Source organism: Streptomyces sp. E11-3 (assembly GCF_046540415.1).
GTDB lineage: Bacteria > Actinomycetota > Actinomycetes > Streptomycetales > Streptomycetaceae > Streptomyces.
Genome location: NZ_JAZGRL010000001.1, coordinates 1,896,185 through 1,921,643, shown reverse-complemented (window position 1 = coordinate 1,921,643; position 25,459 = coordinate 1,896,185). Strand labels below are relative to the sequence as shown.

Annotated in this window: 17 protein-coding genes, 1 tRNA gene and 1 rRNA gene; 16 read left to right on the top strand and 3 right to left on the bottom strand. The window is 69.3% G+C overall.

What is annotated here, in order from left to right:
* Nucleotides 1–178: 178 nt before the first annotated feature.
* From U9R90_RS08575 to U9R90_RS08560, 4 genes are all read left to right on the top strand, one after another.
* A complete protein-coding gene (locus tag U9R90_RS08575; protein WP_411055795.1) occupies nucleotides 179–2,392 on the top strand; it encodes a polyribonucleotide nucleotidyltransferase in 2,214 nt (737 codons plus the stop codon).
* Nucleotides 2,389–3,768 carry a M16 family metallopeptidase gene (locus tag U9R90_RS08570; RefSeq protein ID WP_411055794.1) on the top strand — a complete coding sequence of 460 codons (1,380 nt, stop codon included), beginning with the start codon at nucleotides 2,389–2,391 and terminating at the stop codon, nucleotides 3,766–3,768. Before U9R90_RS08575 ends, U9R90_RS08570 begins: the two co-directional genes overlap by 4 nt.
* Nucleotides 3,769–3,838: 70 nt before the next feature.
* On the top strand, nucleotides 3,839–4,594 hold the full coding sequence (gene dapB / locus U9R90_RS08565; RefSeq protein WP_411055793.1) for a 4-hydroxy-tetrahydrodipicolinate reductase: 756 nt from the start codon (nucleotides 3,839–3,841) through the stop codon (nucleotides 4,592–4,594).
* Between the two features lie 13 nt (nucleotides 4,595–4,607).
* The gene (locus U9R90_RS08560; protein WP_411055792.1) at nucleotides 4,608–5,069 is read left to right on the top strand and encodes a hypothetical protein; all 462 of its coding nucleotides are present in this window, start codon (nucleotides 4,608–4,610) and stop codon (nucleotides 5,067–5,069) included.
* A gap of 29 nt (nucleotides 5,070–5,098) precedes the next feature.
* Here U9R90_RS08560 and U9R90_RS08555 read toward each other — a convergent pair whose 3' ends face one another.
* Complete coding sequence (locus U9R90_RS08555; protein WP_411055791.1) at nucleotides 5,099–5,671, bottom strand: PH domain-containing protein; 573 nt, start codon at nucleotides 5,669–5,671, stop codon at nucleotides 5,099–5,101.
* 95 nt (nucleotides 5,672–5,766) lie between these two features.
* On the bottom strand, nucleotides 5,767–6,006 hold the full coding sequence (locus U9R90_RS08550; RefSeq protein WP_411055790.1) for a hypothetical protein: 240 nt from the start codon (nucleotides 6,004–6,006) through the stop codon (nucleotides 5,767–5,769).
* Between the two features lie 214 nt (nucleotides 6,007–6,220).
* On the opposite strand from U9R90_RS08550, the gene thyX reads away from it, so the two are divergent.
* The 4 genes from thyX to U9R90_RS08530 all read left to right on the top strand — a co-directional run bounded on the left by thyX (nucleotide 6,221) and on the right by U9R90_RS08530 (nucleotide 8,131).
* Nucleotides 6,221–6,961 carry an FAD-dependent thymidylate synthase gene (gene thyX, locus U9R90_RS08545; protein WP_411055789.1) on the top strand — a complete coding sequence of 247 codons (741 nt, stop codon included), beginning with the start codon at nucleotides 6,221–6,223 and terminating at the stop codon, nucleotides 6,959–6,961.
* 115 nt (nucleotides 6,962–7,076) lie between these two features.
* A 5S ribosomal RNA gene (gene rrf, locus U9R90_RS08540) occupies nucleotides 7,077–7,193 on the top strand.
* A 115-nt stretch (nucleotides 7,194–7,308) separates the two neighbouring features.
* Complete coding sequence (locus U9R90_RS08535; RefSeq protein WP_411057681.1) at nucleotides 7,309–7,971, top strand: DegT/DnrJ/EryC1/StrS family aminotransferase; 663 nt, start codon at nucleotides 7,309–7,311, stop codon at nucleotides 7,969–7,971.
* An 87-nt stretch (nucleotides 7,972–8,058) separates the two neighbouring features.
* Nucleotides 8,059–8,131: transfer RNA gene (locus tag U9R90_RS08530), tRNA-Thr, on the top strand.
* 86 nt (nucleotides 8,132–8,217) lie between these two features.
* Here the strand turns inward: U9R90_RS08530 and U9R90_RS08525 are convergent.
* A complete protein-coding gene (locus U9R90_RS08525) occupies nucleotides 8,218–10,884 on the bottom strand; it encodes a SpoIIE family protein phosphatase (protein ID WP_411055788.1) in 2,667 nt (888 codons plus the stop codon).
* 267 nt (nucleotides 10,885–11,151) lie between these two features.
* On the opposite strand from U9R90_RS08525, the gene U9R90_RS08520 reads away from it, so the two are divergent.
* The 8 genes from U9R90_RS08520 to U9R90_RS08485 all read left to right on the top strand — a co-directional run bounded on the left by U9R90_RS08520 (nucleotide 11,152) and on the right by U9R90_RS08485 (nucleotide 25,430).
* Nucleotides 11,152–16,662, top strand: coding sequence for a HAMP domain-containing protein (locus U9R90_RS08520; RefSeq protein WP_411055787.1), 5,511 nt, complete (start codon nucleotides 11,152–11,154; stop codon nucleotides 16,660–16,662).
* A 266-nt stretch (nucleotides 16,663–16,928) separates the two neighbouring features.
* The gene (locus U9R90_RS08515; RefSeq protein WP_411055786.1) at nucleotides 16,929–17,606 is read left to right on the top strand and encodes a two-component system response regulator; all 678 of its coding nucleotides are present in this window, start codon (nucleotides 16,929–16,931) and stop codon (nucleotides 17,604–17,606) included.
* Nucleotides 17,607–17,805: 199 nt separating this feature from the next.
* Nucleotides 17,806–20,514, top strand: a complete 2,709-nt coding sequence (locus U9R90_RS08510; RefSeq protein ID WP_411055785.1) for a DNA translocase FtsK — start codon at nucleotides 17,806–17,808, stop codon at nucleotides 20,512–20,514.
* 616 nt (nucleotides 20,515–21,130) lie between these two features.
* Entirely contained in the window at nucleotides 21,131–21,931 is an 801-nt protein-coding gene (locus tag U9R90_RS08505) for a helix-turn-helix domain-containing protein (RefSeq protein ID WP_411057680.1), read from the top strand.
* A 197-nt stretch (nucleotides 21,932–22,128) separates the two neighbouring features.
* Complete coding sequence (gene rimO, locus U9R90_RS08500) at nucleotides 22,129–23,604, top strand: 30S ribosomal protein S12 methylthiotransferase RimO (protein WP_411055784.1); 1,476 nt, start codon at nucleotides 22,129–22,131, stop codon at nucleotides 23,602–23,604.
* Nucleotides 23,601–24,257 (top strand): CDP-diacylglycerol--glycerol-3-phosphate 3-phosphatidyltransferase, encoded by a 657-nt coding sequence (gene pgsA / locus U9R90_RS08495; protein ID WP_411055783.1) that lies wholly within the window; start codon nucleotides 23,601–23,603, stop codon nucleotides 24,255–24,257. Before rimO ends, pgsA begins: the two co-directional genes overlap by 4 nt.
* On the top strand, nucleotides 24,254–24,937 hold the full coding sequence (locus U9R90_RS08490) for a CinA family protein (protein ID WP_411055782.1): 684 nt from the start codon (nucleotides 24,254–24,256) through the stop codon (nucleotides 24,935–24,937). Before pgsA ends, U9R90_RS08490 begins: the two co-directional genes overlap by 4 nt.
* A 109-nt stretch (nucleotides 24,938–25,046) precedes the next feature.
* Nucleotides 25,047–25,430, top strand: a complete 384-nt coding sequence (locus U9R90_RS08485; RefSeq protein ID WP_411055781.1) for a helix-turn-helix domain-containing protein — start codon at nucleotides 25,047–25,049, stop codon at nucleotides 25,428–25,430.
* Nucleotides 25,431–25,459 lie beyond the last annotated feature (29 nt).

Genomic DNA, 25,459 nt, shown 5'->3' with positions numbered 1-25,459 from the left:
ACCGAACGAGGAGAAGCGTCCCTCGCCGCCGCCGGTCCTCGGTAGTGGCCCCCGGGACACTCACCCCGGGTGCTTCGATCGAAGACCGGCCCGACCACAAGGTGCACGCTTCTCCGCCACCGTCCCCCCGCCACACGGGCAGGAGGACGAAAGACGAGAAGACACGGAGAAAACGCTAGTGGAGAACGAGACCCACTACGCCGAGGCCGTTATCGACAACGGAACCTTCGGCACCCGCACCATCCGCTTCGAGACGGGCCGCCTGGCCAAGCAGGCCGCCGGCTCCGCCGTGGCGTACCTGGACGACGACACCATGGTGCTGTCGGCCACCAGCGCCTCCAAGAGGCCCAAGGACCAGCTCGACTTCTTCCCCCTCACGGTGGACGTCGAGGAGCGGATGTACGCGGCCGGCAAGATCCCCGGCTCCTTCTTCCGCCGGGAAGGCCGCCCCTCCGAGGACGCCGTCCTCACCTGCCGCCTGATCGACCGCCCGCTGCGTCCTTCCTTCAAGAAGGGCCTGCGCAACGAGATCCAGATCGTCGAGACGATCATGGCGCTCAACCCCGACCACCTGTACGACGTGGTCGCGATCAACGCCGCCTCCTGCTCCACGCAGCTGGCCGGCCTGCCCTTCTCCGGCCCGATCGGCGGCACCCGTGTCGCCCTGATCAAGGGCCAGTGGGTCGCCTTCCCGACGCACACCGAGCTCGAGGACGCCGTCTTCGACATGGTCGTCGCGGGTCGCGTCCTGGAGGACGGCGACGTCGCGATCATGATGGTCGAGGCCGAGGCCACCGAGAAGACCATCCAGCTCGTCACGGACGGCGCCACCGCCCCCACCGAGGAGGTCGTCGCCGCCGGTCTCGAGGCCGCGAAGCCCTTCATCAAGGCGCTCTGCAAGGCCCAGTCCGAGCTCGCCGCCAAGGCCGCCAAGCCGGTCGGCGAGTTCCCGGTCTTCCTCGACTACCAGGACGACGTCCTTCAGGCGCTGACCGCGGCCGTGTCCTCCGAGCTCTCGCAGGCGCTCACCATCGCCGGCAAGCAGGAGCGCGAGACCGAGCTGGACCGCGTCAAGGAGATCGCCGCCGAGAAGCTGCTCCCGCAGTTCGAGGGCCGCGAGAAGGAGATCTCCGGTGCCTACCGCGCGCTGACCAAGAAGCTGGTCCGCGAGCGCATCATCAAGGACAAGGTCCGCATCGACGGCCGTGGCGTCACGGACATCCGTACGCTCGCCGCCGAGGTCGAGGCCATCCCGCGGGTGCACGGTTCGGCGCTGTTCGAGCGTGGCGAGACCCAGATCCTGGGCGTCACCACCCTGAACATGCTCCGCATGGAGCAGCAGCTGGACACCCTCTCCCCGGTGACCCGCAAGCGCTACATGCACAACTACAACTTCCCGCCGTACTCCGTCGGTGAGACCGGCCGCGTCGGTTCGCCGAAGCGCCGCGAGATCGGCCACGGTGCGCTCGCCGAGCGCGCCATCGTGCCGGTGCTGCCGACGCGCGAGGAGTTCCCGTACGCCATCCGCCAGGTCTCCGAGGCGCTGGGCTCCAACGGCTCGACGTCCATGGGCTCGGTCTGCGCCTCCACCATGTCGCTGCTGAACGCCGGTGTGCCGCTGAAGGCCGCCGTCGCCGGTATCGCCATGGGTCTGATCTCCCAGGAGATCGACGGCGAGACGCACTACGTCGCCCTCACCGACATCCTCGGTGCGGAGGACGCCTTCGGCGACATGGACTTCAAGGTCGCCGGTACGAAGCAGTTCGTGACCGCGCTGCAGCTCGACACCAAGCTCGACGGCATCCCCGCCTCGGTCCTGGCCGCCGCGCTGAAGCAGGCCCGCGACGCGCGTCTGCACATCCTCGACGTGATGAACGAGGCCATCGACGTCCCGGACGAGATGTCCCCGAACGCCCCGCGGATCATCACCGTCAAGATCCCGGTGGACAAGATCGGTGAGGTCATCGGCCCCAAGGGCAAGATGATCAACCAGATCCAGGAGGACACCGGCGCCGACATCACGATCGAGGACGACGGCACCATCTACATCGGTGCCGCCGACGGCCCGGCCGCCGAGGCCGCCCGCGCCACGATCAACGGCATCGCCAACCCGACCATGCCGGAGGTCGGCGAGCGCTACCTGGGCACGGTCGTCAAGACGACCACCTTCGGTGCGTTCGTGTCGCTCATGCCGGGCAAGGACGGCCTGCTGCACATCTCGCAGATCCGCAAGCTCGCCGGTGGCAAGCGCGTGGAGAACGTCGAGGACGTGCTCGGCGTCGGCGCCAAGGTGCAGGTCGAGATCGCCGAGATCGACTCCCGCGGCAAGCTCTCGCTGATCCCGGTCATCGAGGGCGAAGAGGACGAGAAGAAGGACGACGCCGCCAAGTGACGTCCCGTAGTTCTCAGGCGACGGCCCGTGTCTCCTCGGAGGCACGGGCCGTCGCCCGTACCCAAACCCTGCTCAAGGGCGAGAACGGCATCGGCACGGTCCGTCGTACGACCCTGCCGGGCGGCCTGCGCGTCGTCACCGAGACCCTCCCCTCCGTACGCTCCGCCACCTTCGGCATCTGGGCCCACGTCGGCTCACGGGACGAGACCCCGTCCCTGAACGGCGCCACGCACTACCTGGAGCACCTCCTCTTCAAGGGCACCAAGCGCCGCAGTGCCCTGGACATCTCCGCCGCCATCGACGCGGTCGGCGGCGAGATGAACGCCTTCACGGCGAAGGAGTACACCTGCTACTACGCGCGCGTGCTCGACACCGACCTTCCGCTCGCGATCGACGTGGTGTGCGACATGCTCACCGGCTCGCTGATCGAGCAGGAGGACGTCGACGCCGAGCGCGGGGTCATCCTCGAAGAGATCGCGATGACCGAGGACGACCCGGGCGACTGTGTGCACGACCTGTTCGCGCACACCATGCTCGGCGACACCCCGCTGGGCCGCCCGGTGCTCGGCACGGTCGACACGGTCAACGCGCTGGACGCCGCCCGTATCCGCCGCTTCTACAAGCGGCACTACGACCCGACCCACCTGGTGGTCGCGGCCGCCGGAAACGTCGACCACGCGCGCGTGGTACGCCAGGTCCGCGCCGCGTTCGAGAAGGCGGGCGCCCTCTCGCAGACCCAGGCCACACCTGTCGCCCCGCGCGACGGCCGCCGCAACCTGCGTACGGCGGGACGGGTCGAGGTGGTCAACCGCAGGAGCGAGCAGGCCCATGTCATCCTCGGCATGCCAGGCCTGGCCCGCACCGACGAGCGCCGCTGGGCCCTGAGCGTCCTGAACACCGCGCTCGGCGGCGGCATGTCCTCACGCCTCTTCCAGGAGATCCGCGAGAAGCGGGGCCTGGCCTACAGCGTGTACTCGTACACCTCGGGCTTCGCCGACTGCGGCCTCTTCGGCGTCTACGCGGGCTGCCGCCCCAGCCAGGTCCACGACGTGCTGAAGATCTGCCGCGACGAGCTCGAACAGGTCGCCGAGCACAGCCTGTCCGACGACGAGATCGGCCGCGCCATCGGTCAGCTCGCGGGCTCCACCGTCCTTGGGCTGGAGGACACTGGTGCCCTGATGAACCGCATCGGCAAGAGCGAGCTGTGCTGGGGAGAGCAGATGTCGGTCGACGACATGCTCGCCCGGATATCAGCCGTCACGCCCGACGAGGTGCGCGCGGTGGCCCACGACATCCTGGGCCAGCGCCCCTCGCTGTCGGCCATCGGTCCGATCAAGGACAAGCAGGCAGCCCGCCTTCACGAAGCGGTCTCCTAGCCGTCCAGCCCGTCTAGCCCGTCTAGCCCGTCTAGCCCGTGAGAATCCGCACCCGTAGAAGGACGAAGCAATGAGCAAGCTGCGCGTGGCCGTCATCGGCGCCCAGGGCCGGATCGGCGCCGAGGCGGTACGAGCCGTCGAAGCCGCCGACGACCTGGAACTGGTCGCAACGCTGAGCCGGGGCGACAAGCTGGAGACCCTGGTGGAGTCCGGAGCCCAGGTGGCGGTCGAACTGACCACCCCCGCATCGGTGATGGGCAACCTCGACTTCTGCGTACGCCACGGCATCCACGCAGTTGTCGGCACCACCGGCTGGACCGATGACCGCCTCGCGCAGCTGAACACCTGGCTGGCCGACTCCCCGGACACCGGGGTCCTGATCGCGCCGAACTTCTCCATCGGCGCGGTGCTCAGCATGCAGTTCGCCCGCCAGGCGGCCCGCTTCTTCGAGTCCGCCGAGGTCATCGAGCTGCACCACCCGAACAAGGTGGACGCACCGTCCGGCACCGCGACCCGCACCGCCCAGCTCATCGCCACCGCACGCGAGGAGGCCGGCTGCGCCCCGCAGCCGGACGCCACCACCACGGCCCTGGACGGTGCCCGCGGCGCACAGGTGGACGGGGTGCCGGTGCACGCCGTACGCCTGCGGGGCATGCTCGCCCACCAGGAAGTACTGCTCGGCGGCGAAGGCGAGACCCTCACCATCCGCCACGACTCGCTGCACCACAGCAGCTTCATGCCGGGCATCCTGCTCGGTGTACGTCGCGTCGTGTCCACGCCGGGTCTCACCTTCGGCCTGGAACACTTCCTCGACCTCGGCAACTGAACGGTCGCCCGACATGCGCGCAAAGATCACGTACTTCGCCCTGGCCGCCGTCCTGGTCGTCTACTTCGGCCTGGTCGGCAGCCGCGGTGTACTGCTCATACGGGAGGGCACCGCGCTCACCGTCACCTTCGGTGTCGCGGTGCTGGTGCTGCCGCTGATCGGCATCTGGTTCCTCTGGAAGACCACCCAGTTCGCCCGCCGCGCGAACCAACTGGCCGCCGAACTCGAAGCCGAAGGCGGTCTCCCCGTCGACGAGCTCAAGCGCACTCCGAGCGGCCGCATCGACCGCGACTCCGCCGACGCCGTCTTCGCCCAGCGCCGCGCGGAGACCGAGGACACCCCGGACGACTGGCGCTGCTGGTTCCGCCTCGCGGTCGCCTACCACGACGCCCGCGACACCCCACGCGCGCGCAACGCGATGCAGCGCGCCATCGCCCTGCACGACGCCGCGGAAACGGCGTCGGCTCAGGCGTAGAGCGGTACTGGTCTAGGGGGAGACGCCCCCTAGGCGCTCACGGGAACCTGACGGTATTCGTACGCCCAGGCCTCGACCGTGTCCGCGGCCCTGTCGAAGGCCTCGGACCTGGCCATGAAGTCGGCGTTGTGGTCGGTGAGCAGGGGCGCCGCGACCTTCGTGCCGTCCTGCTGTACGAGGACGAGCGCCTGCCCCTGCACGGTGCGCGGCAGCCCCAGCCAGCGCACCGGCTGCTGGGTGGTGCGCACCTCCTGGACCCGCTCCCAGGGGAGTGTCCGGGTCAGGAAGAAGCCCACCTGCCGCAGCCCCCGCGCGCTGACCCAGGTGCCCATGCGCAGCATGCGCAGCGCGACCGCGATCACGACCGCCGCGCCGCCCGCACAGGTCACCGCGGCCGGCGGCCCGCCAGCCAACGCGATGATCATCGCGGCGAACAGCAGATACGAGGCGAGCAGCAGCAGCACCGCCGCGGCCCCGACCCGCCACGGCCCGGGACGGTAGGGCCGACGCCACAGGTCGCGGTCTTCGTACGGCAGCGCGACATCGGTGTCGGATTCGACTTCACCGAATGCGCGGTCGGCCGTCAGAAAGGGCAGGGGCACGACTGTTCCTCACTCCATGCACGCTTGACAGGGCTGTGCTCGGGTGAGGTTATCGAGGCGTGCCGCCGGCGACCACCACTGGGGGTCCGGACGTGTCAGCGCCCGTCCGATGCCTCGGACTGCTGCGTACTGGCCGGTGACTGCTCGGGCGAGAGAGCGGGCAGCCCGAACAACAGGGAGCCCACCAGGCCGCTGACGACGGTGAGGCCGATCAGCACATGGCCGAGTATCTGGCCGCGGGTGGCGCGCTCGCGCGGCGGGGGAGTGACATTGCTGCGGAACTTGTCGGCCTCGGCGATGAAGGCGAACGGGACGGGCTCTCGCCGACGGAACATGAAGGGCGCTTCTCCTCTGATGTCGTGGACGGTGCCGCGGGGGCCTCGCATTGAATGGCTGCTACTCAGACAGACGTTCAAAACGGCACACGGGTGCCCGGATCCGTGAAATTCACCGAAGAACGTCCCAGAGCGACGCCGAACGGTCGGACTGTCAGTGCTGAGCCGTAGAGTGGGCGCCGCCCGAGCGATGCGAATGGAAGGACCCCCGCCGGTGAGCGAGACCCCCGCCGAAGACCTCAAGCCGAGCTTCCGCAGTGAGGTGACCGTCGAGTTGGTGAAGCACAGCGCCGCCGACTCCGACGTCCTGTGGGCCGCCCGTGTCTCCACGGCAGGTGAGCAGTCCCTCGAGGAGCTCACAAAGGACCCGGAACGTTCCAAGGGGCTGATCAACTACCTCATGCGGGACCGCCACGGCAGCCCCTTCGAGCACAACTCCATGACGTTCTTCATCAGCGCCCCGATCTTCGTGTTCCGCGAGTTCATGCGCCACCGCGTCGGCTGGTCGTACAACGAGGAATCGGGTCGGTACAGGGAGCTGCAGCCGGTCTTCTACGTCCCCGGCGAGTCCCGTAAACTCGTCCAGGAGGGCCGCCCGGGCAAGTACGTCTTCGTGGAGGGCACCCAGGCGCAGCAGGAGCTCACCGGCCGCGTCATGGAGGACTCCTACCGCCAGGCCTACGAGGCGTACCAGGAGATGCTGGCCGCGGGCGTGGCCCGCGAGGTCGCCCGCGCGGTGCTGCCGGTCGGCCTGTTCTCCTCGATGTACGCGACCTGCAATGCCCGCTCCCTGATGCACTTCCTGGGCCTGCGCACCCAGCACGAGCTCGCCAAGGTCCCGTCCTTCCCGCAGCGGGAGATCGAGATGGTCGGCGAGCAGATGGAGCAGCAGTGGGCGCAGCTGATGCCGCTCACGTATGCCGCGTTCAACGCGAACGGACGCGTGGCCCCGTAAGAGCCTGCCTTTGAACCCCCGCCTGCGCAGCGACGCCCGGCACGCACCCTCGCCGCACGGCGCCACAGGACAGGTGGCTCCTTCCCCAAGCTCTCGGCTTCTCCCCCNATAGTGTTTCGGTGGTCATAGCGTGAGGGAAACGCCCGGTTACATTCCGAACCCGGAAGCTAAGCCTTACAGCGCCGATGGTACTGCAGGGGGGACCCTGTGGGAGAGTAGGACGCCGCCGAACTAAATTTGATAGACGCTGGTTCCCGAACTTCGGTTCGGGGACCAGCGTCTTTTTGTTTTCTGTCACTTGGTGTTCACGTTGCGCGGCGAACATCCCAGCCATGGGGACAGTAGCGATGCTCAGAGCCGCAGGCGTCGGACTCGGTGACGAGGTCATCGTGCCCGCGTACGGGAACGTGGAGATGGCCGAGGCCGTTGTGCTGGCGGGGGCGCTGCCCGTCTTCGCCGACGTGGACCCGGCCACGTACTGCCTTGACGCCGGTGCGGTAGCCGCGGCCGTGACATCGCGGACCGCCGCCGTCATCGCCGTACACCGCTTCGGACACCCCGCTGACATGGGGCTGTTGGGCGAAGTGGGGCGGCGGCACGGCCTCCTGGTGTTGGAGCGGGCCGACGGTGTGGAGACCTCCGCCGATGCGGCGTGGCGGCGTACACACGCCGGCTATCTCGACGCGCGGCTCGTGGGCGTGGTCACGCCGGCGCCGGTCGAGGGGCACACGTATCAGCAGTACGTGGTGCGGGTGCCCGGGAACGGGCGGCCGGATCGGGACGCGTTCGCGCGGGCCGTACGGGCCAAGGGAGTTGAGTGCCGGGTGCCCGTGAAGACGCCGGTGCACCGGCTGCCCGAGTACCGTCGGGACGTTCTGCTGCCGGAGACCGAGCGTGCGGCCGACGAGACCCTGGCCCTGCCGGTCGGGGCCGCTCTCTCGCGGCGGGACCTGCAGCGGATCGTTTCGGCCTGTAACGCGCTGGGTGGGCTGCTCCAGCCTGCCTTCTAGGAAGGCCAGTTGGAGGCGATTCGGCGCACCGGGATGTTCGGGGTATGATCTATCCCGTTGCCGAGCGGGAAAACCGCCAGGCAGCAGGCCCCTATAGCTCAGTCGGTAGAGCGTCTCCATGGTAAGGAGAAGGTCAACGGTTCGATTCCGTTTGGGGGCTCAGCGAGAAAAGGCCTTCACCCGATTCGGGTGGAGGCCTTTTTCGTGTGTCCGCTGAGGCTCCGGATGCCCGGTGATGACTGGTGGTCAGTTCGAGTGGGGTTCCGGTACGCGCATCGCGAGGATCGCCATGTCGTCGGACGGGGCGTCGGTGGCGAAGCGTTCGACGGCGCGCATGATGCGGGCGGCGACCGCCCCTGCGGTCAGGCCCGTGCAGGTGGTCAGCACGTCCACCAGGCCGTCGTCGCCAAGCATCCGGGTGCCCTCGCGGCGTTCGGTGACGCCGTCCGTGACGCACAGCAGCACGTCGCCCGGGTCCAGGGTGACCGTCTGCTCGTACAGCTCAAGGTCCTCCATGACGCCGAGCAGCGGCTGCGGGTCCGCGTACGGCTCGACCGTGCCGTCCTGGCGCAGGCGGAGCGGGAGCGGATGGCCGGCGCAGACAATCTTGAGGATGGCGCTGCCGTCCTCCTGCGGCCACAACTCCCCGTACAGGAGCGTCAGGAAGCGACTGCGGGCGCCCTCGTCGAGGATCGCGGCGTTCAGGCGCTCCAGTACCGCGGGGCCGCCGAATCCTTCGCGGGCGAGCAGGCGCAGGGCGTGTCGGGCCAGGCCGGTCACCGCGGCCGCCTCGGGGCCCGTACCGCAGACGTCGCCGATGGCGAAGCCGTAGGCGCCGTCGCGGATCGGGAACAGGTCGTAGAAGTCTCCGCCGACCTCGTTGCCCTCGCCCGCGGCGCGGTAGATGACGTCGACCTCCACGCCGGGGACCCGGGGCAGTCCCGGCGGCAACAGGCTGCGCTGGAGGGACTGGCTGATGGCCATGCGCTCCGAGTAGAGGCGGGCGTTGTCCAGGGCGAGTGCGGCTCGGCGGGAGAGGTCCTCGGCGAGTTCGAGGATCTCCTGGCGGAAGTGTTCGTCCGAGGGCTTGCCGAGGGTCAGCATGCCGATGACGCGGTTGCGGGCGACCAGCGGCAGGACGACCGTCTCGCCGCCGACGGCGGAGGCCGTGGCCAGGGTCGTGCCGATGCCACCGCCGAGCCGGGTCGGTTCGCCGAGGCCGAGACTGCGCATCGAGGAGCGCAGGGCGGCCTGGTGGGCGGCCTCGGACGGGGCGTTCCAGATGCGGGCGCCGGGCGTGGGTACCGGGTCAGGGGGATCGATGCGGGAGAGGAGGGCCTTGAGGCCGTCGATGCGCTCCTCGTCCTCGTGCAGGACGTAGGAGAGGTATGGGTCCGACGACTGGTCGGCGATGGTGTAGACGGCGCACCAGGCGGCGAGGGTCGGCACCGTCATCTGGGCCATCAGGGCCAGGGTCTGGTCGCGGTCCAGGGTTCCGGCGAGCAGGTCGGAGGCCTCGACGAGGAAGGAGAGGGAGCCGCGGCGGAGCCGTTCGAGCTCGCCGAGGCGTGCCGACTCCACGGCCAGCGCGATGCGGTCGGCGGCGAACTGCAGGCGTAGGGCCTCTTCGTTCGCGTACCGGCCGGGGGCTTCGGCGGCCACCCCGAGGGAGCCGGTGAGGCGGCCTTCGACCTTGAGAGGGACGGTGACGACCGAGCGCATGCCGGTGCCGTTCAGCAGCGGTGCGGCGCCGGGGACGGTCGCCAGGTCCTCGTGGACGGCGGGCATCCGGGCCGAGCCGTAGCGTCCCGTACCCGCCTCTACGGGGACGCGGGCGAAGCGCTGACGGACCGACGGCAGGCCGGTGGAGGCGCGTACCTCCAACTCCGTCTCGTCGTCCGTGGCGAGCAGCAGGAAGGCGGCGTCGCCGTCGAGCATGTCGCGGGCCCGCTCGACCGTACGCTGCAGCAGGCCGTCGAGGTCGTCGGGGGCCGGGGTACCGATGAAGGCGTCGAAGGGGTCGGTGCCCTGGGCGTCCTGGTTGCCGGCGGCGTCCGGCGCGGGGCCGCGCTGTGGGCTCTGCAGGATGGCGCGCTCGTGGTCGCGGACCATCAGGCACAGAGTCGAGGGTTCGCCGTCGTTGTCGCGGACGCGAAGGTGCGAGGCGTAGACGGGGATGACGCGGCCGTCGGCGCCGCGGATGCCGTAGCTGCCCTCCCAGCGCGACAGTTGGAGTGCTTCGGCGATGCCGGTACCGGTGCCCGGGGTGTGCGGCCAGGCGGCGAAGTCGGTGAGCTGTTTGCCGGTGACCTGCTCGGTGGGGTATCCGAAGACCGCTTCCGCGTCCTCGTTCCAGGAGGTGACCGCGCCGCTGCGGTCGATCTGTACGACGGCGACGCGGATCCGGCCGTCGGCGACGGGCAGCAGGTCGACGGGGAGGGCCGGGCCCGCGCTGCGGGTGCCGATCGGGCGGTCCGGGAGGTCGAGCTGGAACCAGACCTCTTTGTGGGTGGGGGTGTACTCGACGCCCCAGCGGGTGGCCAGGGCCGCGCACAGCTGGAGTCCGCGGCCGCCCTCGCGGTCGGGGCTGCCCATGCTCCTGGGGGACTGCTGGAGCGGGATCTCGCGCTCCGGATAGCGGTCGGCGACCTCGATGCGTACGGCGTCCTCGGTGCGCAGGCAGCTCACGTCGGCGGTGGTGCCGGCGTGGACGACCGCGTTGGTGACCAGTTCGCTGGTGAGGACGACGGCGTCGTCGATGATGTCCGCGAAGCCCCAGCCCTGCAGGGTGTCGCGGACGAAGCCGCGGGCGGTCGCGACCGAGCGCCCTACGGGATCGAAACTGGCAGCCGCCCGCGCGGTGATCACAGCACTCCTTGTCCGGGTTTCGACACCGAGATCTCCCGTACTCATGGTGCGGCCGCCCCTCCGATGCCCGTAGATCAAGTGCCACCGCCCAGGCCGGGCGGACCGGGGTGGTTGGACAGCCGGGTGCCAGGTTACTTACCTTCGCCGTTCATGCGGATGCCGGTCGCCGGTGTTTCCGCCCGGAGAGTGCACGGACGGTGCGAAGCTGCCGAACTGTTATGGCCTGGTTCGGCCATGGTGAAACACTGGGCAAGCTCATAGAGATGACCGGAACAATCTGAGCGGTCGGTCGACCCTTGCGGGAGGGACACAGTGGAGTCTGGCGCAGCGACGCGTGGCACCAGCACGCGGGCGAAGGGCGGCCCGTCCCGGAACAGTCAGCGCTCCGGGACCACCGAGGTGGATACCGCGGCGCTGAACAGGCTTTTGGCGGCTCTCGTCGCCATGCGGGACGGGAACTTCCGTAAGCGGCTGACTGTCTCCAGTGACGGGGTCATGGCGGAGATCGCCGCCGTGTTCAACGAGGTCGCCGACCGCAATCTGCACCTGACCGGTGAGCTGGCGCGGGTGCGGCGGATGGTCGGGCGTGAGGGAAAACTCACGGAGCGTCTTGAGCACGGAGCCGGTGAGGGCTCCTGGGCGGCGGCGATCGACGCGTCGAACGCCCTGGTGGACGATCTCGTACGACCTGTCTCCGAGGTCGGCCGGGTGCTGTCGGCGGTTGCCGAGGGCGACCTTGAGCAGCGTATGGAGCTACGGGCGCAGGGGGCGGACGGCGCCGGGCATCCGCTGCGCGGGGAGTTCCTGAAGGTCGGGCGTACGGTCAACAACCTGGTCGACCAGCTGTCGCGGTTCACCGACGAGGTGACCCGGGTGGCCAGCGAGGTCGGCACGGAGGGCAAGCTCGGCGGGCAGGCCCGGGTGCGCGGAATGTCGGGTTCGTGGAAGGACCTCACCGATTCCGTGAACACCATGGCGTACCGGCTGACGGCTCAGGTGCGTGATATCGCTCTCGTCACGACCGCGGTCGCCAAGGGCGATCTGTCGCGGAAGGTCACCGTCCATGTGGCCGGCGAGATGCTGGAGCTCAAGAACACCGTCAACACGATGGTGGACCAGCTGTCGTCCTTCTCGTCCGAGGTGACGCGGGTCGCCCGTGAGGTGGGGACCGAGGGCGAGCTCGGCGGTCAGGCGCAGGTGCCGGGTGTGGCCGGGGTGTGGAAGGACCTCACCGACTCGGTGAACCTGATGGCGGGCAATCTGACCGCGCAGGTGCGGGGGATCGCCGAGGTGACGACGGCCGTCGCGAGCGGCGACCTGTCACGGAAGGTCACCGTGAGCGCACGCGGTGAGGTCGCCCAACTCGCCGAAACGATCAACCAGATGACCGAGACGCTGCGGACGTTCGCGGACGAGGTCACCCGGGTGGCGAACGAGGTCGGCGCCGAGGGTCAGCTGGGCGGTCAGGCGAACGTGCCCGGCGCGGCCGGGACCTGGAAGGACCTGACCGACTCGGTGAACACGGTCTTCCGTAACCTCACCACGCAGGTGCGGGACATCGCGCAGGTGACGACGGCCGTGGCCAACGGTGATCTGTCGCAGAAGGTCACCGTGGATGTCGCGGGCGAGATGCTGGAGTTGAAGAACACCGTCAACACGATGGTGGACCAGCTGTCGGCCTTCGGTGCCGAGGTCACCCGGGTGGCACGGGAGATCGGCGTCGAGGGTGAGCTGGGCGGCCAGGCGGAGGTGCAGGGCGCCGCGGGCACCTGGAAGGACCTCACCGACTCGGTGAACACCGCCTTCCGTAACCTCAGCGGGCAGGTGCGCAACATCGCGCAGGTGACGACGGCGGTCGCCAACGGTGATCTGTCGCAGAAGGTCACGGTGGATGTCGCGGGCGAGATGCTGGAGCTGAAGAACACCGTCAACACGATGGTGGACCAGCTGTCGTCGTTCGCCGACCAGGTGACGCGGATGGCGCGTGACGTGGGTACGGAGGGCCGCCTCGGCGGTCAGGCGCGGGTGGACGGCGTCTCCGGCACCTGGAAGGAACTGACCGACTCCGTCAACTTCATGGCGGGCAGCCTGACCTCGCAGGTGCGGCAGATCGCCCAGGTGACGACGGCGGTGGCCCGTGGTGACCTGTCGCAGAAGATCGACGTGGACGCCCGCGGCGAGATCCTCGAACTCAAGAACACCATCAACACCATGGTCGACCAGCTGTCCGCCTTCGCGGACCAGGTGACCCGGGTGGCCAGCGAGGTGGGCACCGAGGGGCGCCTCGGCGGTCAGGCCCAGGTGCCGGGCGTGGCCGGTGTGTGGCGTGACCTGACCGACTCGGTGAACGGCATGGCCGGCAACCTCACCGCCCAGGTGCGCAACATCGCGCAGGTCGCGACGGCGGTGGCCCGTGGCGATCTGTCGCAGAAGATCGACGTGGACGCGCGCGGCGAGATGCTGGAGCTGAAGAACACCCTCAACACGATGGTGGACCAGCTCTCGGCCTTCGCCGACCAGGTGACGCGGGTGGCCCGCGAGGTGGGCACGGACGGCATCCTGGGCGGCCAGGCGGAGGTCCAGGGCGTCTCCGGTACGTGGAAGGACCTCACCCAGTCCGTGAACGGCATGGCGAACAACCTCACCCTGCAGGTGCGGAACATCGCCGAGGTCACCACGGCGGTCGCCATGGGCGACCTCTCCAAGAAGATCACCGTCGACGCGAAGGGCGAGATCCTCGAACTGGTCACGACCGTCAACACGATGGTCGACCAGCTGTCGTCGTTCGCCGAGCAGGTGACGCGGGTGGCGCGCGAGGTGGGCACCGAGGGCCAACTCGGCGGCCAGGCACGGGTGCCGGGTGTCACGGGCATCTGGAAGGACCTCAGCGACAACGTCAACCTGATGGCCAACAACCTGACCAGTCAGGTGCGGAACATCTCCCAGGTCGCCACGGCCGTCGCCAACGGCGACCTCACCAAGAAGGTCACGGTCGAGGCGCGCGGCGAGGTCGCGCAGCTCGCCGACACCGTCAACACCATGGTGAAGACGCTGTCGTCGTTCGCCGACCAGGTGACGCGGGTGGCGCGTGAGGTGGGTACGGACGGCATCCTCGGCGGCCAGGCCCGCGTGCCGGGAGTCTCCGGTACGTGGAAGGACCTGACGGAGTCCGTGAACGGCATGGCCTCCAACCTGACCGGGCAGGTCCGCAACATCGCCATGGTGACCACCGCGATCGCCAAGGGCGACCTCACCAAGAAGATCGACATCGATGCGCGGGGCGAGATCCTGGAGCTCAAGACCACCATCAACACCATGGTCGACCAGCTCTCCAGCTTCGCCGACCAGGTCACCAGGGTCGCCCGAGAGGTGGGCACCGAGGGCCAGTTGGGCGGTCAGGCGCGGGTCAGGGACGTCGACGGTACGTGGCGTGATCTCACCGAGTCCGTGAACGAGATGGCCGGGAACCTCACCCGCCAGGTGCGCGCCATCGCCGCCGTCGCCACCGCGGTGACCCGAGGCGACCTCAACCTCAAGATCGACGTGGACGCGGCGGGCGAGATCCAGGTTCTGCAGGACAACATCAACACGATGATCGCCAACCTGCGGGACACCACGATCGCCAACAAGGAACAGGACTGGCTCAAGGGCAACCTCGCCCGGATCTCCGGCCTGATGCAGGGCCGCCGCGACCTCGACGACGTCGCCGGGCTCATCATGAGCGAGCTGACGCCGGTGGTCTCGGCACAGCACGGAGCGTTCTTCGTGGCGATGCCCACCGAGGACGGCCCCGACGTCGGCGCGGAGGGCGATGACGAGGCGTACGAGCTGCGGATGCTCGGCAGTTACGGCTACTCGATGGGGTCGATGCCGACGTCGTTCAAGCCGGGCGAGACCCTGATCGGCGCGGCCGCGCTGGAGAAGCGCACCATCTTGGTGGAGAACGCGCCGTCCGGCTATCTCAAGATCGCTTCGGGTCTCGGAGAGGCACCGCCCGCGCAGGTGATCGTGTTGCCGGTGCTCTTCGAGGGCAAGGTGCTCGGAGTGATCGAGCTGGCCTCGTTCCAGCCGTTCACGCAGATCCAGCGGGACTTCCTCAACCAGATCGCCGAGATGATCGCGACGAGCGTCAACACCATCAGCGTCAACACCAAGACCGAGCTGCTGCTCAAGCAGTCGCAGGAGCTGACCGAGCAACTTCGGGAGCGCTCGGCCGAGTTGGAGAACCGGCAGAAGGCGTTGCAGGTGTCCAACGCGGAGTTGGAGGAGAAGGCCGAGCTGCTGGCCCGCCAGAACCGCGACATCGAGGTCAAGAACACCGAGATCGAAGAGGCCCGGCAGGTCCTGGAGGAGCGCGCCGAGCAACTCGCGGTGTCGATGCGCTACAAGTCGGAGTTCCTGGCGAACATGTCGCACGAGCTGCGTACGCCGCTGAACTCGCTGCTGATCCTGGCGAAGCTGCTCGCCGACAACGCGGAGGGCAACCTCTCCCCGAAGCAGGTGGAGTTCGCCGAGACGATCCACGGGGCCGGGTCCGACCTGCTCCAGCTCATCAACGACATCCTGGACCTGGCGAAGGTCGAGGCGGGCAAGATGGACGTCAGTCCGACCCGGATCGCGCTCGTCCAGCTCGTCGACTACGTGGAGGCGACCTTCCGGCCGCTCACCGCGGAGAAGGGCCTGGACTTCTCGGTACGGGTCTCGTCCGAGCTGCCGGCGACGCTGCACGTGGACGAGCAGCGGCTGCTGCAGGTGCTGCGCAACCTGCTGTCCAACGCGGTGAAGTTCACCGACAGCGGCGCCGTCGAGCTGGTGATCAGGACCGCCAACACCGATGTGCCGGCGGAGATCCGGGAGCAGTTGCTGGAAGCGGGCTCGCTGCGGGACGCGGACGCGGACCTCATCGCGTACTCCGTCACCGACACCGGTATCGGTATCGCCTCCAGCAAGATGCGGGTGATTTTCGAGGCGTTCAAGCAGGCGGACGGCACCACCAGCCGCAAGTACGGCGGTACCGGCCTCGGGCTCTCCATCAGCCGGGAGATCGCCCGGCTCCTCGGTGGCGAGATCCACGCGGTGAGCGAGCCGGGGCGCGGCTCCACCTTCACGCTCTATCTGCCGCTGCACCCCAGCGAACTGCCGCCGAACGGCTACCCGCAGCTGCCGCCGGCCGCGGCTCGCGCGGTGGACTCCGCGGGCCAGGAGCCGACGGAGCCGGTGTCGGCCGAGGACGCGCCCGCGGCGGACAGCGGCAACGGAGCCGAGGCCGCGTCGGCGACGAACGCCACGGAGCGCCCCGGCCTGCTGTTCCGGCGCCACCGCAGGTCCGCACGGGCGTCGGAGCAGCGGCCCGCGCTGCCGGGCCAGCCGGGAGCGGCGCAACCCGCGCAGGAGCAGTGGGCGCCCGATGACGAACCGGCCCCCCAGCAGCGCCGTTCCTTCCGGTTCCACGGCGAGAAGGTGCTGATCGTCGACGACGACATCCGGAACGTCTTCGCGCTGACCAGCGTGCTGGAGCAGCACGGCCTTTCGGTGCTGTACGCGGAGAACGGCCGGGAGGGCATCGAGGTCCTGGAACAGCACGACGACGCGACGGTCGTCCTGATGGACATCATGATGCCGGAGATGGACGGGTACGCGACGACGACGGCGATCCGCAGGATGCCGCAGTTCGCCGGGCTGCCGATCATCGCGCTGACCGCGAAGGCGATGAAGGGCGACCGGGAGAAGGCCATCGAGTCCGGTGCTTCCGACTATGTGACCAAGCCGGTCGACCCTGATCATCTGCTGTCGGTGATGGAGCGGTGGATGAGCGACGAGTGATGGGTGGGTGAGCGGGGCGCCTACACATCGCGTACGAATCCCGGGGAGTTGCTGACGGAACGTGGTCGACGTCGTGTAAGAGTGCGATATTCGGGGAACCTTCTGGTCTCCTACTGCGTTTCTGCTACGTGCACAGTGACATCACGGTGACAGGGTGTGGCGACAGGTGGGGTGCGGCTACGATGACCGGCACAAGGACGGGCGGCGTAAGGGAGTCGTCCCCTGGGGCGGCGACCGGTGCGATGCCGGGGCGAGGAGGACGGGCCATGGTGCAGAAGGCCAAGATCCTCCTGGTCGATGACCGGCCGGAGAATCTGCTGGCGCTGGAGGCGATCCTCTCTGCGCTCGATCAGAAACTGGTACGGGCATCGTCCGGGGAGGAAGCGCTCAAAGCACTGCTCACGGACGACTATGCGGTCATTCTGCTGGACGTCCAGATGCCGGGAATGGATGGTTTCGAGACGGCGGCGCATATCAAGCGCCGCGAACGGACCCGGGACATCCCGATCATCTTCCTCACCGCGATCAACCACGGTCCACACCACACCTTCCGTGGGTACGCGGCGGGTGCGGTGGACTACATCTCCAAGCCCTTCGACCCGTGGGTGCTGCGGGCCAAGGTCTCGGTGTTCGTCGAGCTCTACATGAAGAACTGCCAACTCCGCGAGCAGGCGGCGCTGCTGCGGCTCCAACTCGAGGGCAGCGACCGGGCGGCGATCGGGGAGAACCAGGAGCCCGCCGGGCTGCTCGCCGAACTCTCCGCGCGGCTCGCGGCTGTTGAGGAGCAGGCCGAGGCGCTGTCCAAGCAGCTCGACGACGACGCGGCCGACGCGGCGGTGGTGGCCACGGCCGCCCACCTTGAGCGCAAACTGACCGGACTGCGCAGGGCGCTGGATGCCCTGGAGCCGGGCGCCGGCGCGGCCTCGCTGCCCTCGCAGAACTGACGCCGGCCGCTCTCGGTGAACTGACGCGGCTGCTCTCGCAGATCTGACGCGGGCGGCTCCCGGTGAACTGACGCGGGCTGCCCGCCCGGACGCGGGGCGGGTGAGGCCGCGTCAGTTTCGTGCCAGGGACGGGGCGACACGAAAGGGTGAAGCGGCGGCACACGTGTCGACCGTCGCCTCCACCGGTACCCTCACCCCCATGGCCTCACGTCAGTCCGCAGCCAAGAAGGCTCCCGCGAAGAAGGCGGCCGCCCCGAAGAAGGCTCCGGCGAAGGCCGCTGCGAAGGCACCCGCCAAGAAGGCCCCTGCCAAGAAGGCAGCGGCCAAGAAGCCGGCGCCGCCGCCCAGCCCCAATCCCACCAGCGGCCTCTACAAGATCGTGCGTGCCTGCTGGCTCGGCCTGGCGCACGCCGTCGGAGCGACGTTCCGCGGCATAGGGCGCGGCGCCAAGGGCCTTGACCCCGCACACCGCAAGGACGGGCTCGCGCTGCTGCTGCTCGGCCTGGCCCTGATCGTCGCCGCCGGCACCTGGTCCCAACTGCGCGGCCCCGTCGGCGATCTGGTGGAGATGCTGGTGACCGGCGCCTTCGGCCGGCTCGACCTGCTGGCGCCGCTGCTGCTCGGGGCGATCGCCGTACGCCTGATCAGGCACCCCGAGAAGACCGAGGCCAACGGCCGTATCGTGATCGGCCTCTCCGCGCTCGTCTTGGGCGTGCTCGGCCTGGTCCACATCGCCTGTGGCGGTCCCGGGCGCGGCGAGGGCATCGAGGACATAAGAGATGCCGGTGGGCTCATCGGCTGGGCCTCCTCCCGGCCGCTGATCTACACCATGGGCGAGGTGCTCGCCGTACCGCTGCTGGTGCTGCTCACGGTGTTCGGACTCCTGGTGGTCACCGCGACCCCCGTCAACGCCATCCCGCAGCGGCTGCGGTTGCTCGGCCAGAAGCTCGGCCTGATCGAGGCCGACCCGGCGGAGCACTCAGGCGCGTACTCACCGGACGACGAGCGCTACGACGACCAGTGGCGGGAGGCCCTGCCGGCCAAGCCGCGCCGCCGCAGCGCCCCCGCGCCCGACTCGTACGACCCGGACCACGCCGAGGAAGAGGCCCTCACCAAGCGCCGCAGGCCGCGCCGCACCAGCGGCAAGGCGGAACTCGACCGGCCGATGGACGCGGTCGATGTGGCCGCTGCCGCCGCGGCGGCACTCGACGGTGCCGTCATGCACGGCATGCCGCCCTCGCCGCTGGTCGCCGACCTGACCCAGGGCGTCTCCGTGGAGCGGCCCGAGCCCACGCCGAAGCCGCGTCCTGCCGCTCAGGGCGCGCCCGCGAAGCGTGGGGCCGCCGACTCCGGCGTACCCGATCTGACCAAGGCCGCCCCCGAGGCACCACGGGACCTGCCGCCGCGCGCCGAGCAGCTCCAGCTCTCCGGCGACATCACCTACTCGCTGCCCTCGCTCGACCTCCTGGAGCGCGGCGGCCCCGGCAAGGCGCGCAGCGCCGCCAACGACGCGATCGTCGCCTCGCTCACCACCGTCTTCATGGAGTTCAAGGTCGACGCGGCCGTCACCGGCTTCACCCGCGGCCCGACGGTCACGCGCTACGAGGTCGAGCTCGGCCCCGCCGTGAAGGTCGAGCGGATCACCGCGCTGACCAAGAACATCGCCTACGCCGTCGCCAGCCCCGACGTCCGGATCATCAGCCCCATCCCCGGTAAGTCCGCGGTCGGCATCGAGATCCCGAACACCGACCGGGAGATGGTCAACCTCGGCGATGTGCTGCGCCTGGCCGACGCCGCCGAAGACGACCACCCGATGCTGGTCGCGCTCGGCAAAGACGTCGAGGGCGGCTATGTGATGGCGAACATGGCGAAGATGCCGCACATCCTGGTCGCCGGTGCCACCGGCTCCGGAAAGTCGTCCTGCATCAACTGCCTGATCACCTCGATCATGGTGCGGGCGACCCCCGAGGACGTACGGATGGTGCTGGTCGACCCCAAGCGCGTGGAGCTCACCGCGTACGAGGGCATTCCGCACCTGATCACGCCGATCATCACCAACCCCAAGCGGGCCGCCGAGGCCCTGCAGTGGGTCGTACGCGAGATGGACCTGCGCTACGACGACCTCGCGGCGTACGGCTTCCGCCATATCGACGACTTCAACCAGGCTGTGCGCAGCGGCAAGGTCACCTCGCCCGAGGGCAGCGAGCGGGAGCTGCAGCCCTACCCGTACCTGCTGGTGATCGTCGACGAGCTCGCGGACCTGATGATGGTCGCGCCGCGCGACGTCGAGGACTCGATCGTGCGGATTACGCAGCTGGCCCGGGCCGCCGGTATCCACCTGGTGCTCGCGACACAGCGGCCCAGCGTCGACGTGGTGACCGGTCTGATCAAGGCGAACGTGCCATCCCGGCTCGCCTTCGCGACCTCCTCGCTCGCCGACAGCCGGGTCATCCTCGACCAGCCGGGCGCCGAGAAGCTGATCGGCAAGGGCGACGGGCTCTTCCTGCCGATGGGCGCGAACAAGCCGATCCGGATGCAGGGCGCGTTCGTGACCGAAGACGAGGTCGCGGCCGTCGTGCGGCACTGCAAGGATCAGATGACCCCGGTCTTCCGGGAGGACGTCGTGGTCGGCACCAAGCAGAAGAAGGAGATCGACGAGGACATCGGCGACGACCTCGACCTGCTGTGCCAGGCCGCTGAGCTGGTGGTCTCCACGCAGTTCGGGTCGACATCGATGCTGCAGCGGAAGCTGCGCGTCGGCTTCGCCAAGGCGGGCCGGCTGATGGACCTCATGGAGTCACGGAACATCGTGGGGCCGAGCGAAGGATCCAAGGCGCGCGATGTCCTGGTGAAGCCGGACGATCTGGATGGTGTGCTCGCCGTGATTCGCGGGGAGGCTCACCCTTAGAGCCTGTCTTTGAACCCCCGCCTGCGCCCCGACGCCCGGCACGCACTCTCGNTCGTGGGGCCGAGCGAAGGATCCAAGGCGCGCGATGTCCTGGTGAAGCCGGACGATCTGGATGGTGTGCTCGCCGTGATTCGCGGGGAGGCTCACCCTTAGAGCCTGTCTTTGAACCCCCGCCTGCGCCCCGACGCCCGGCACGCACTCTCGCCGCACGCCGAGAGCACGCACCGAACACCGCTGCGCCCGCGCTCCGCGCGGACGACGGGGGTTCAAAGACAGGCTCTTAAGCGGAGGGGGCTCATCCGAAAGGGGAGGAGGCTCACCCGTAAGGGGACGTCGAGCAACCGTTTCCCTTCGTGCGACGTCAAGTTGGACAGCGGGGCGGGAGAATGTCCCACCATCGGGATGTCCGGCCATTCCGATGGCGTACAAAGTGCACCGCCCGGTTGCCCCACCCTTTCGTACCCCCTCTAGACTGAACGTCCAGCAGGTGGCTACACGCTCGAAAGGCGCCCCCGTGTCCATCGGCAACTCCCCTGAAGAGGACCGTCCTTCGGTCGAGCCTTCGGCTGAAGCCGAACCCTTGGTCGAAGCTGAACCCCTGGTCGAAGCCGAACCCATGGTCGAAGAAGAACGCCCCTCGGTGGGGCGCGCGCTTCAGCGCGCGCGTATCGACGCCGGGCTGACCGTCGACGAAGTCAGCTCGTCCACCCGGGTGCGCTCCCCGATCGTGCATGCGATCGAACAGGACGACTTCTCGCGCTGCGGTGGCGATGTCTACGCCCGCGGGCACATCAGGACGCTGGCGCGCGCCGTCGGCCTCGATCCCGCCCCGCTGGTGGCCCAGTACGACGGGGAGCACGGCGGGCGCCCCGCTCCCACCCCCGCGGCGCCGCTGTTCGAGGCCGAGCGGATCAGGCCGGAACGGCGCCGTCCCAACTGGACCGCGGCCATGGTCGCGGCCATCGTCGCCGTGATCGGTTTTGTTGGCTTCACGCTCTTCAGCGGTGAGGACGGCGGCACGGGGACGAAGGACCCGGTGGCCGGCAGCTCGCCGTCGCCGAAGGCCGAGCCGTCACCCACCAAGACCAAGCCGGCCGACCCCAAGCCGGACCCGGCCGACAGCGCGATCGCGGGCGCCCCCAAGAACAAGGTCACCGTGATGGTGAGCGCCGCGGACGGCCGCAGCTGGATCTCGGCGAAGGACCACAACGGCCGGCTGATGTTCGACGGCCTCCTCGAAAAGGGCGAGTCCAAGTCCTTCACGGACAAGAAGCAGATCAACCTCGTCCTGGGCGACGCGGGCGCGATCAAGCTCTTCGTGAACGGCAAGGAGATCAAGGACGAGTTCAAGCCGGGCACGGTCGAGCGGCTGTCCTACACCAAGGACGACCCGGAGAGCGACACCGGCGTCGGCTGAGCGTGAACGGCCGGTGACGGGGCCGACCGACGGTCGCGGGCGGGGCGGGGCGGGGCAACCGCCGCGGACGGGCCGCCCGGAGCGGCCTCGTTCTCCGGCTCCCGAGTGGGCTGTCAGGAGGGTTGTGACGTACGCCCCTGAACGGCTCGTCACCCTCGCGGCGGGGACCGGGGCGATAAGCACGTACGCTTGACCTCATGCCCGAACGCCGTACCGTCGCTCTCGTCACTCTTGGCTGCGCCCGTAACGAGGTGGACTCGGAGGAGCTCGCAGGCCGCTTGGAGGCGGACGGCTGGCAGCTCGTCGAGGACGCCGCGGCCGCCGATGTCGCCGTCGTCAACACCTGCGGGTTCGTCGAGGCGGCCAAGAAGGACTCCGTCGACGCCCTTCTCGAAGCCAATGACCTCAAGGACCACGGCCAGACCCAGGCCGTGGTCGCCGTCGGCTGTATGGCCGAGCGGTACGGCAAGGAGCTCGCCGAGGCGCTGCCCGAGGCCGACGGCGTGCTCGGCTTCGACGACTACGCCGACATCTCCGACCGCCTGCAGACCATCCTGAGCGGTGGCGTCCACGCCGCCCACACCCCCCGCGACCGGCGCAAACTGCTGCCGATCAGCCCGGCGGAGCGGCAGGACGCCTCCGACGTGGCGCTGCCGGGCCACGCCCAGGAGCCCGAGAACCAGCCCGACGACCTGCCGGACGGACTCGCTCCGGCCTCCGGGCCGCGGGCGCCGCTGCGCCGCCGTATCGGGACGGCGCCGGTCGCCTCCGTGAAGCTGGCCTCCGGCTGCGACCGTCGCTGCTCCTTCTGCGCCATCCCCTCCTTCCGCGGGTCCTTCATCTCGCGGCGGCCGAGCGATGTACTCAACGAAGCGCGCTGGCTGGCCGAGCAGGGGGTCTCGGAGATCATGCTGGTCTCCGAGAACAACACCTCGTACGGCAAGGATCTCGGCGACATCAGGCTGCTGGAGACGCTGCTGCCCGAGCTGGCCGAGATCGACGGGATCGAGCGGGTGCGGGTCAGCTACCTGCAGCCTGCCGAGATGCGGCCCGGACTCATCGACGCGCTGACCTCCACGCCGAACGTCGCCCCGTACTTCGACCTGTCCTTCCAGCACTCCGCGCCCGGTGTGCTGCGCGCGATGCGCCGCTTCGGCGACACCGACCGGTTCCTGGACCTGCTCGACCAGATCCGCGCCAAGGCCCCGCAGGCCGGCGTGCGGTCGAACTTCATCGTGGGCTTCCCCGGCGAGAGCGAGGACGACGTCGCCGAGCTGGAGCGTTTCCTCACCGGGGCGCGGCTGGACGCCATCGGCGTCTTCGGCTACTCGGACGAGGACGGCACGGAAGCGGCGACGTACGAGAACAAGCTGGACGAGGACGTGGTCGCCGAGCGGCTGGCCCGCGTCTCGCGGCTCGCGGAGGAGCTGACCGCCCAGCGGGCCGACGAGCGGGTCGGCGAGACCGTGCGGGTGCTGGTCGAGTCCGTCGACGGCGAGGACGGCGCGATCGGCCGCGCCGCCCACCAGGCGCCGGAGACCGACGGACAGGTGGTGTTCACCACGAGCCAGGGCTTGACTGTCGGTCGTATGGTCGAGGCAAAGGTGGTCGGTACGGAAGGTGTCGACCTGGTGGCCGAACCCCTGGAAGGCGCTGAGGAGGCGGGCAGATGACCGGAGTCCCCGCGTCCGCGGCGGGCGGAACCGGCCGTAAGCCGGTGGCCGGCGGTGGCAAGCTGGGCGCTGCGGCCGTCAACCAGGCCAGCCTGTGGAACATCGCCAACATCCTCACCATGGTGCGGCTGCTGCTCGTGCCGGGCTTCGTGATGCTGATGCTGGCGGCGGGCGGTCATGACCCCGCATGGCGCTCCTTCGCGTGGGCGGCCTTCTCGGTGGCCATGATCACCGACCTCTTCGACGGCCATCTGGCCCGTACGTACAACCTGGTCACCGACTTCGGGAAGATCGCGGACCCGATCGCCGACAAGGCGATCATGGGTGCCGCGCTGATCTGTCTGTCCTGGCTCGACGATCTGCCCTGGTGGGTCACCGGAGTGATCCTCGGGCGGGAGCTCGGGATCACGCTGATGCGGTTCTGGGTCATCCGGTACGGCGTCATCCCGGCCAGCCGGGGCGGGAAGCTGAAGACCCTGCTGCAGGGCATCGCGGTCGGGATGTACATCCTGGCGCTGACCGGGCCGCTGGCCACGCTGCGGTTCTGGGTGATGGCGGTGGCCGTGCTGCTCACCGTGGGCACCGCGCTCGACTATGTGCGCCAGGCCGTGGTGCTGCGGCGGCGCGGGCGGGCCGCGGAGCAGTCGGCGTGACGTCTGGGGCTTCTGAGGTCTCCGAGGGCGCTGGGGCATCGGCCGCGCGTGCTGCTGAGGTGCTGGAGCTGCTGGTCGGGCGGGGCGAGACGCTCGCTGTGGCGGAGTCGCTGACCGGTGGTCTGGTCGCGGCGGAGCTGACCGGGGTCGCCGGTGCGTCGAAGTGCTTTCGGGGGTCGGTTACGGCGTACGCGACCGAGCTCAAGGAGCGGCTGCTCGGGGTGGACGGCACCCTTCTGGTCGAACGTGGCGCGGTGGATGCCGAGGTCGCCCGGCAGATGGCCCAGGGCGTACGCAGGGTGCTCGGCGCGGACTGGGGGATCGCGACCACCGGGGTGGCCGGGCCCGAACCGCAGGACGGGCAGCCGGTCGGGACGGTCTATGTCGCCGTGGCCGGGCCCGGGGGCGCCCAGGTGGAGGCGGCTGAGGTCGCCGCGGGGGCGGACCCGGCAGCCGGCCCGGCGGGCGGAATGGCCGGGACGATATCCGGAGTGGCTGATTCCGGTGGTCTGCTGGACGGGAAAGTCGCCCAGCTGCGGTTGAACGGCAGCCGTGCGGAAATCCGTAGAGAGAGTGTACGGAGCGTGCTGGCGCTGCTCGCGGGCGAACTGACCAAGCCGTCGAGCGAACTGATCACGAATGTGCGGGCACAGGATACGGAACAACACGGGGGGATTTGATGTTTGCAGCCCTGAGTGAACACGACATCGCTCCCCGCACGGCCGCGTCGCGAGGCGGTACGGTGGTGCATGAAGGATGCGGTTACACGGTCCGAGGAGGGAGCCACCGATGATTTTGCTCCGTCGCCTGCTGGGTGACGTGCTGCGTCGGCAGCGCCAGCGCCAGGGCCGTACTCTGCGCGAAGTCTCCTCGTCCGCCCGAGTCTCACTCGGCTATCTCTCCGAGGTGGAGCGGGGGCAGAAGGAGGCTTCCTCCGAGCTGCTTTCCGCGATCTGCGACGCGCTTGACGTACGGATGTCCGAGCTCATGCGCGAAGTGAGCGACGAGCTTTCGCTTGCTGAACTGGCCGAGTCGGCCGCGGCCGAGCCGGTGCGCGAGCCCGTTCCGGCCGGGGTGCGACCGATGCTCAACGCGGTGTCCGTGACGGGTGTCCCACCAGAACGCGTGACGATCAAGGCGCCCGCCGAAGCGGTAGACGTCGTCGCAGCCTGACGACCGCTTGTGTGCGAACCCCGGCCGGG

What these genes read in the sequence shown, in the direction of transcription:
- U9R90_RS08560 (WP_411055792.1), top strand. Translation starts at nt 4,608, where the DNA reads ATGCGCGCAAAGATCACGTACTTCGCCCTGGCCGCCGTCCTGGTCGTC.
- rimO (WP_411055784.1), top strand. Translation starts at nt 22,129, where the DNA reads ATGCCCGAACGCCGTACCGTCGCTCTCGTCACTCTTGGCTGCGCCCGT.
- U9R90_RS08510 (WP_411055785.1), top strand. Translation starts at nt 17,806, where the DNA reads ATGGCCTCACGTCAGTCCGCAGCCAAGAAGGCTCCCGCGAAGAAGGCG.
- U9R90_RS08535 (WP_411057681.1), top strand. Translation starts at nt 7,309, where the DNA reads ATGCTCAGAGCCGCAGGCGTCGGACTCGGTGACGAGGTCATCGTGCCC.
- U9R90_RS08515 (WP_411055786.1), top strand. Translation starts at nt 16,929, where the DNA reads ATGGTGCAGAAGGCCAAGATCCTCCTGGTCGATGACCGGCCGGAGAAT.
- pgsA (WP_411055783.1), top strand. Translation starts at nt 23,601, where the DNA reads ATGACCGGAGTCCCCGCGTCCGCGGCGGGCGGAACCGGCCGTAAGCCG.
- dapB (WP_411055793.1), top strand. Translation starts at nt 3,839, where the DNA reads ATGAGCAAGCTGCGCGTGGCCGTCATCGGCGCCCAGGGCCGGATCGGC.
- U9R90_RS08505 (WP_411057680.1), top strand. Translation starts at nt 21,131, where the DNA reads ATGGTCGAAGAAGAACGCCCCTCGGTGGGGCGCGCGCTTCAGCGCGCG.
- U9R90_RS08525 (WP_411055788.1), bottom strand. Translation starts at nt 10,884, where the DNA reads ATGAGTACGGGAGATCTCGGTGTCGAAACCCGGACAAGGAGTGCTGTG.
- U9R90_RS08485 (WP_411055781.1), top strand. Translation starts at nt 25,047, where the DNA reads ATGATTTTGCTCCGTCGCCTGCTGGGTGACGTGCTGCGTCGGCAGCGC.
- U9R90_RS08550 (WP_411055790.1), bottom strand. Translation starts at nt 6,006, where the DNA reads ATGTTCCGTCGGCGAGAGCCCGTCCCGTTCGCCTTCATCGCCGAGGCC.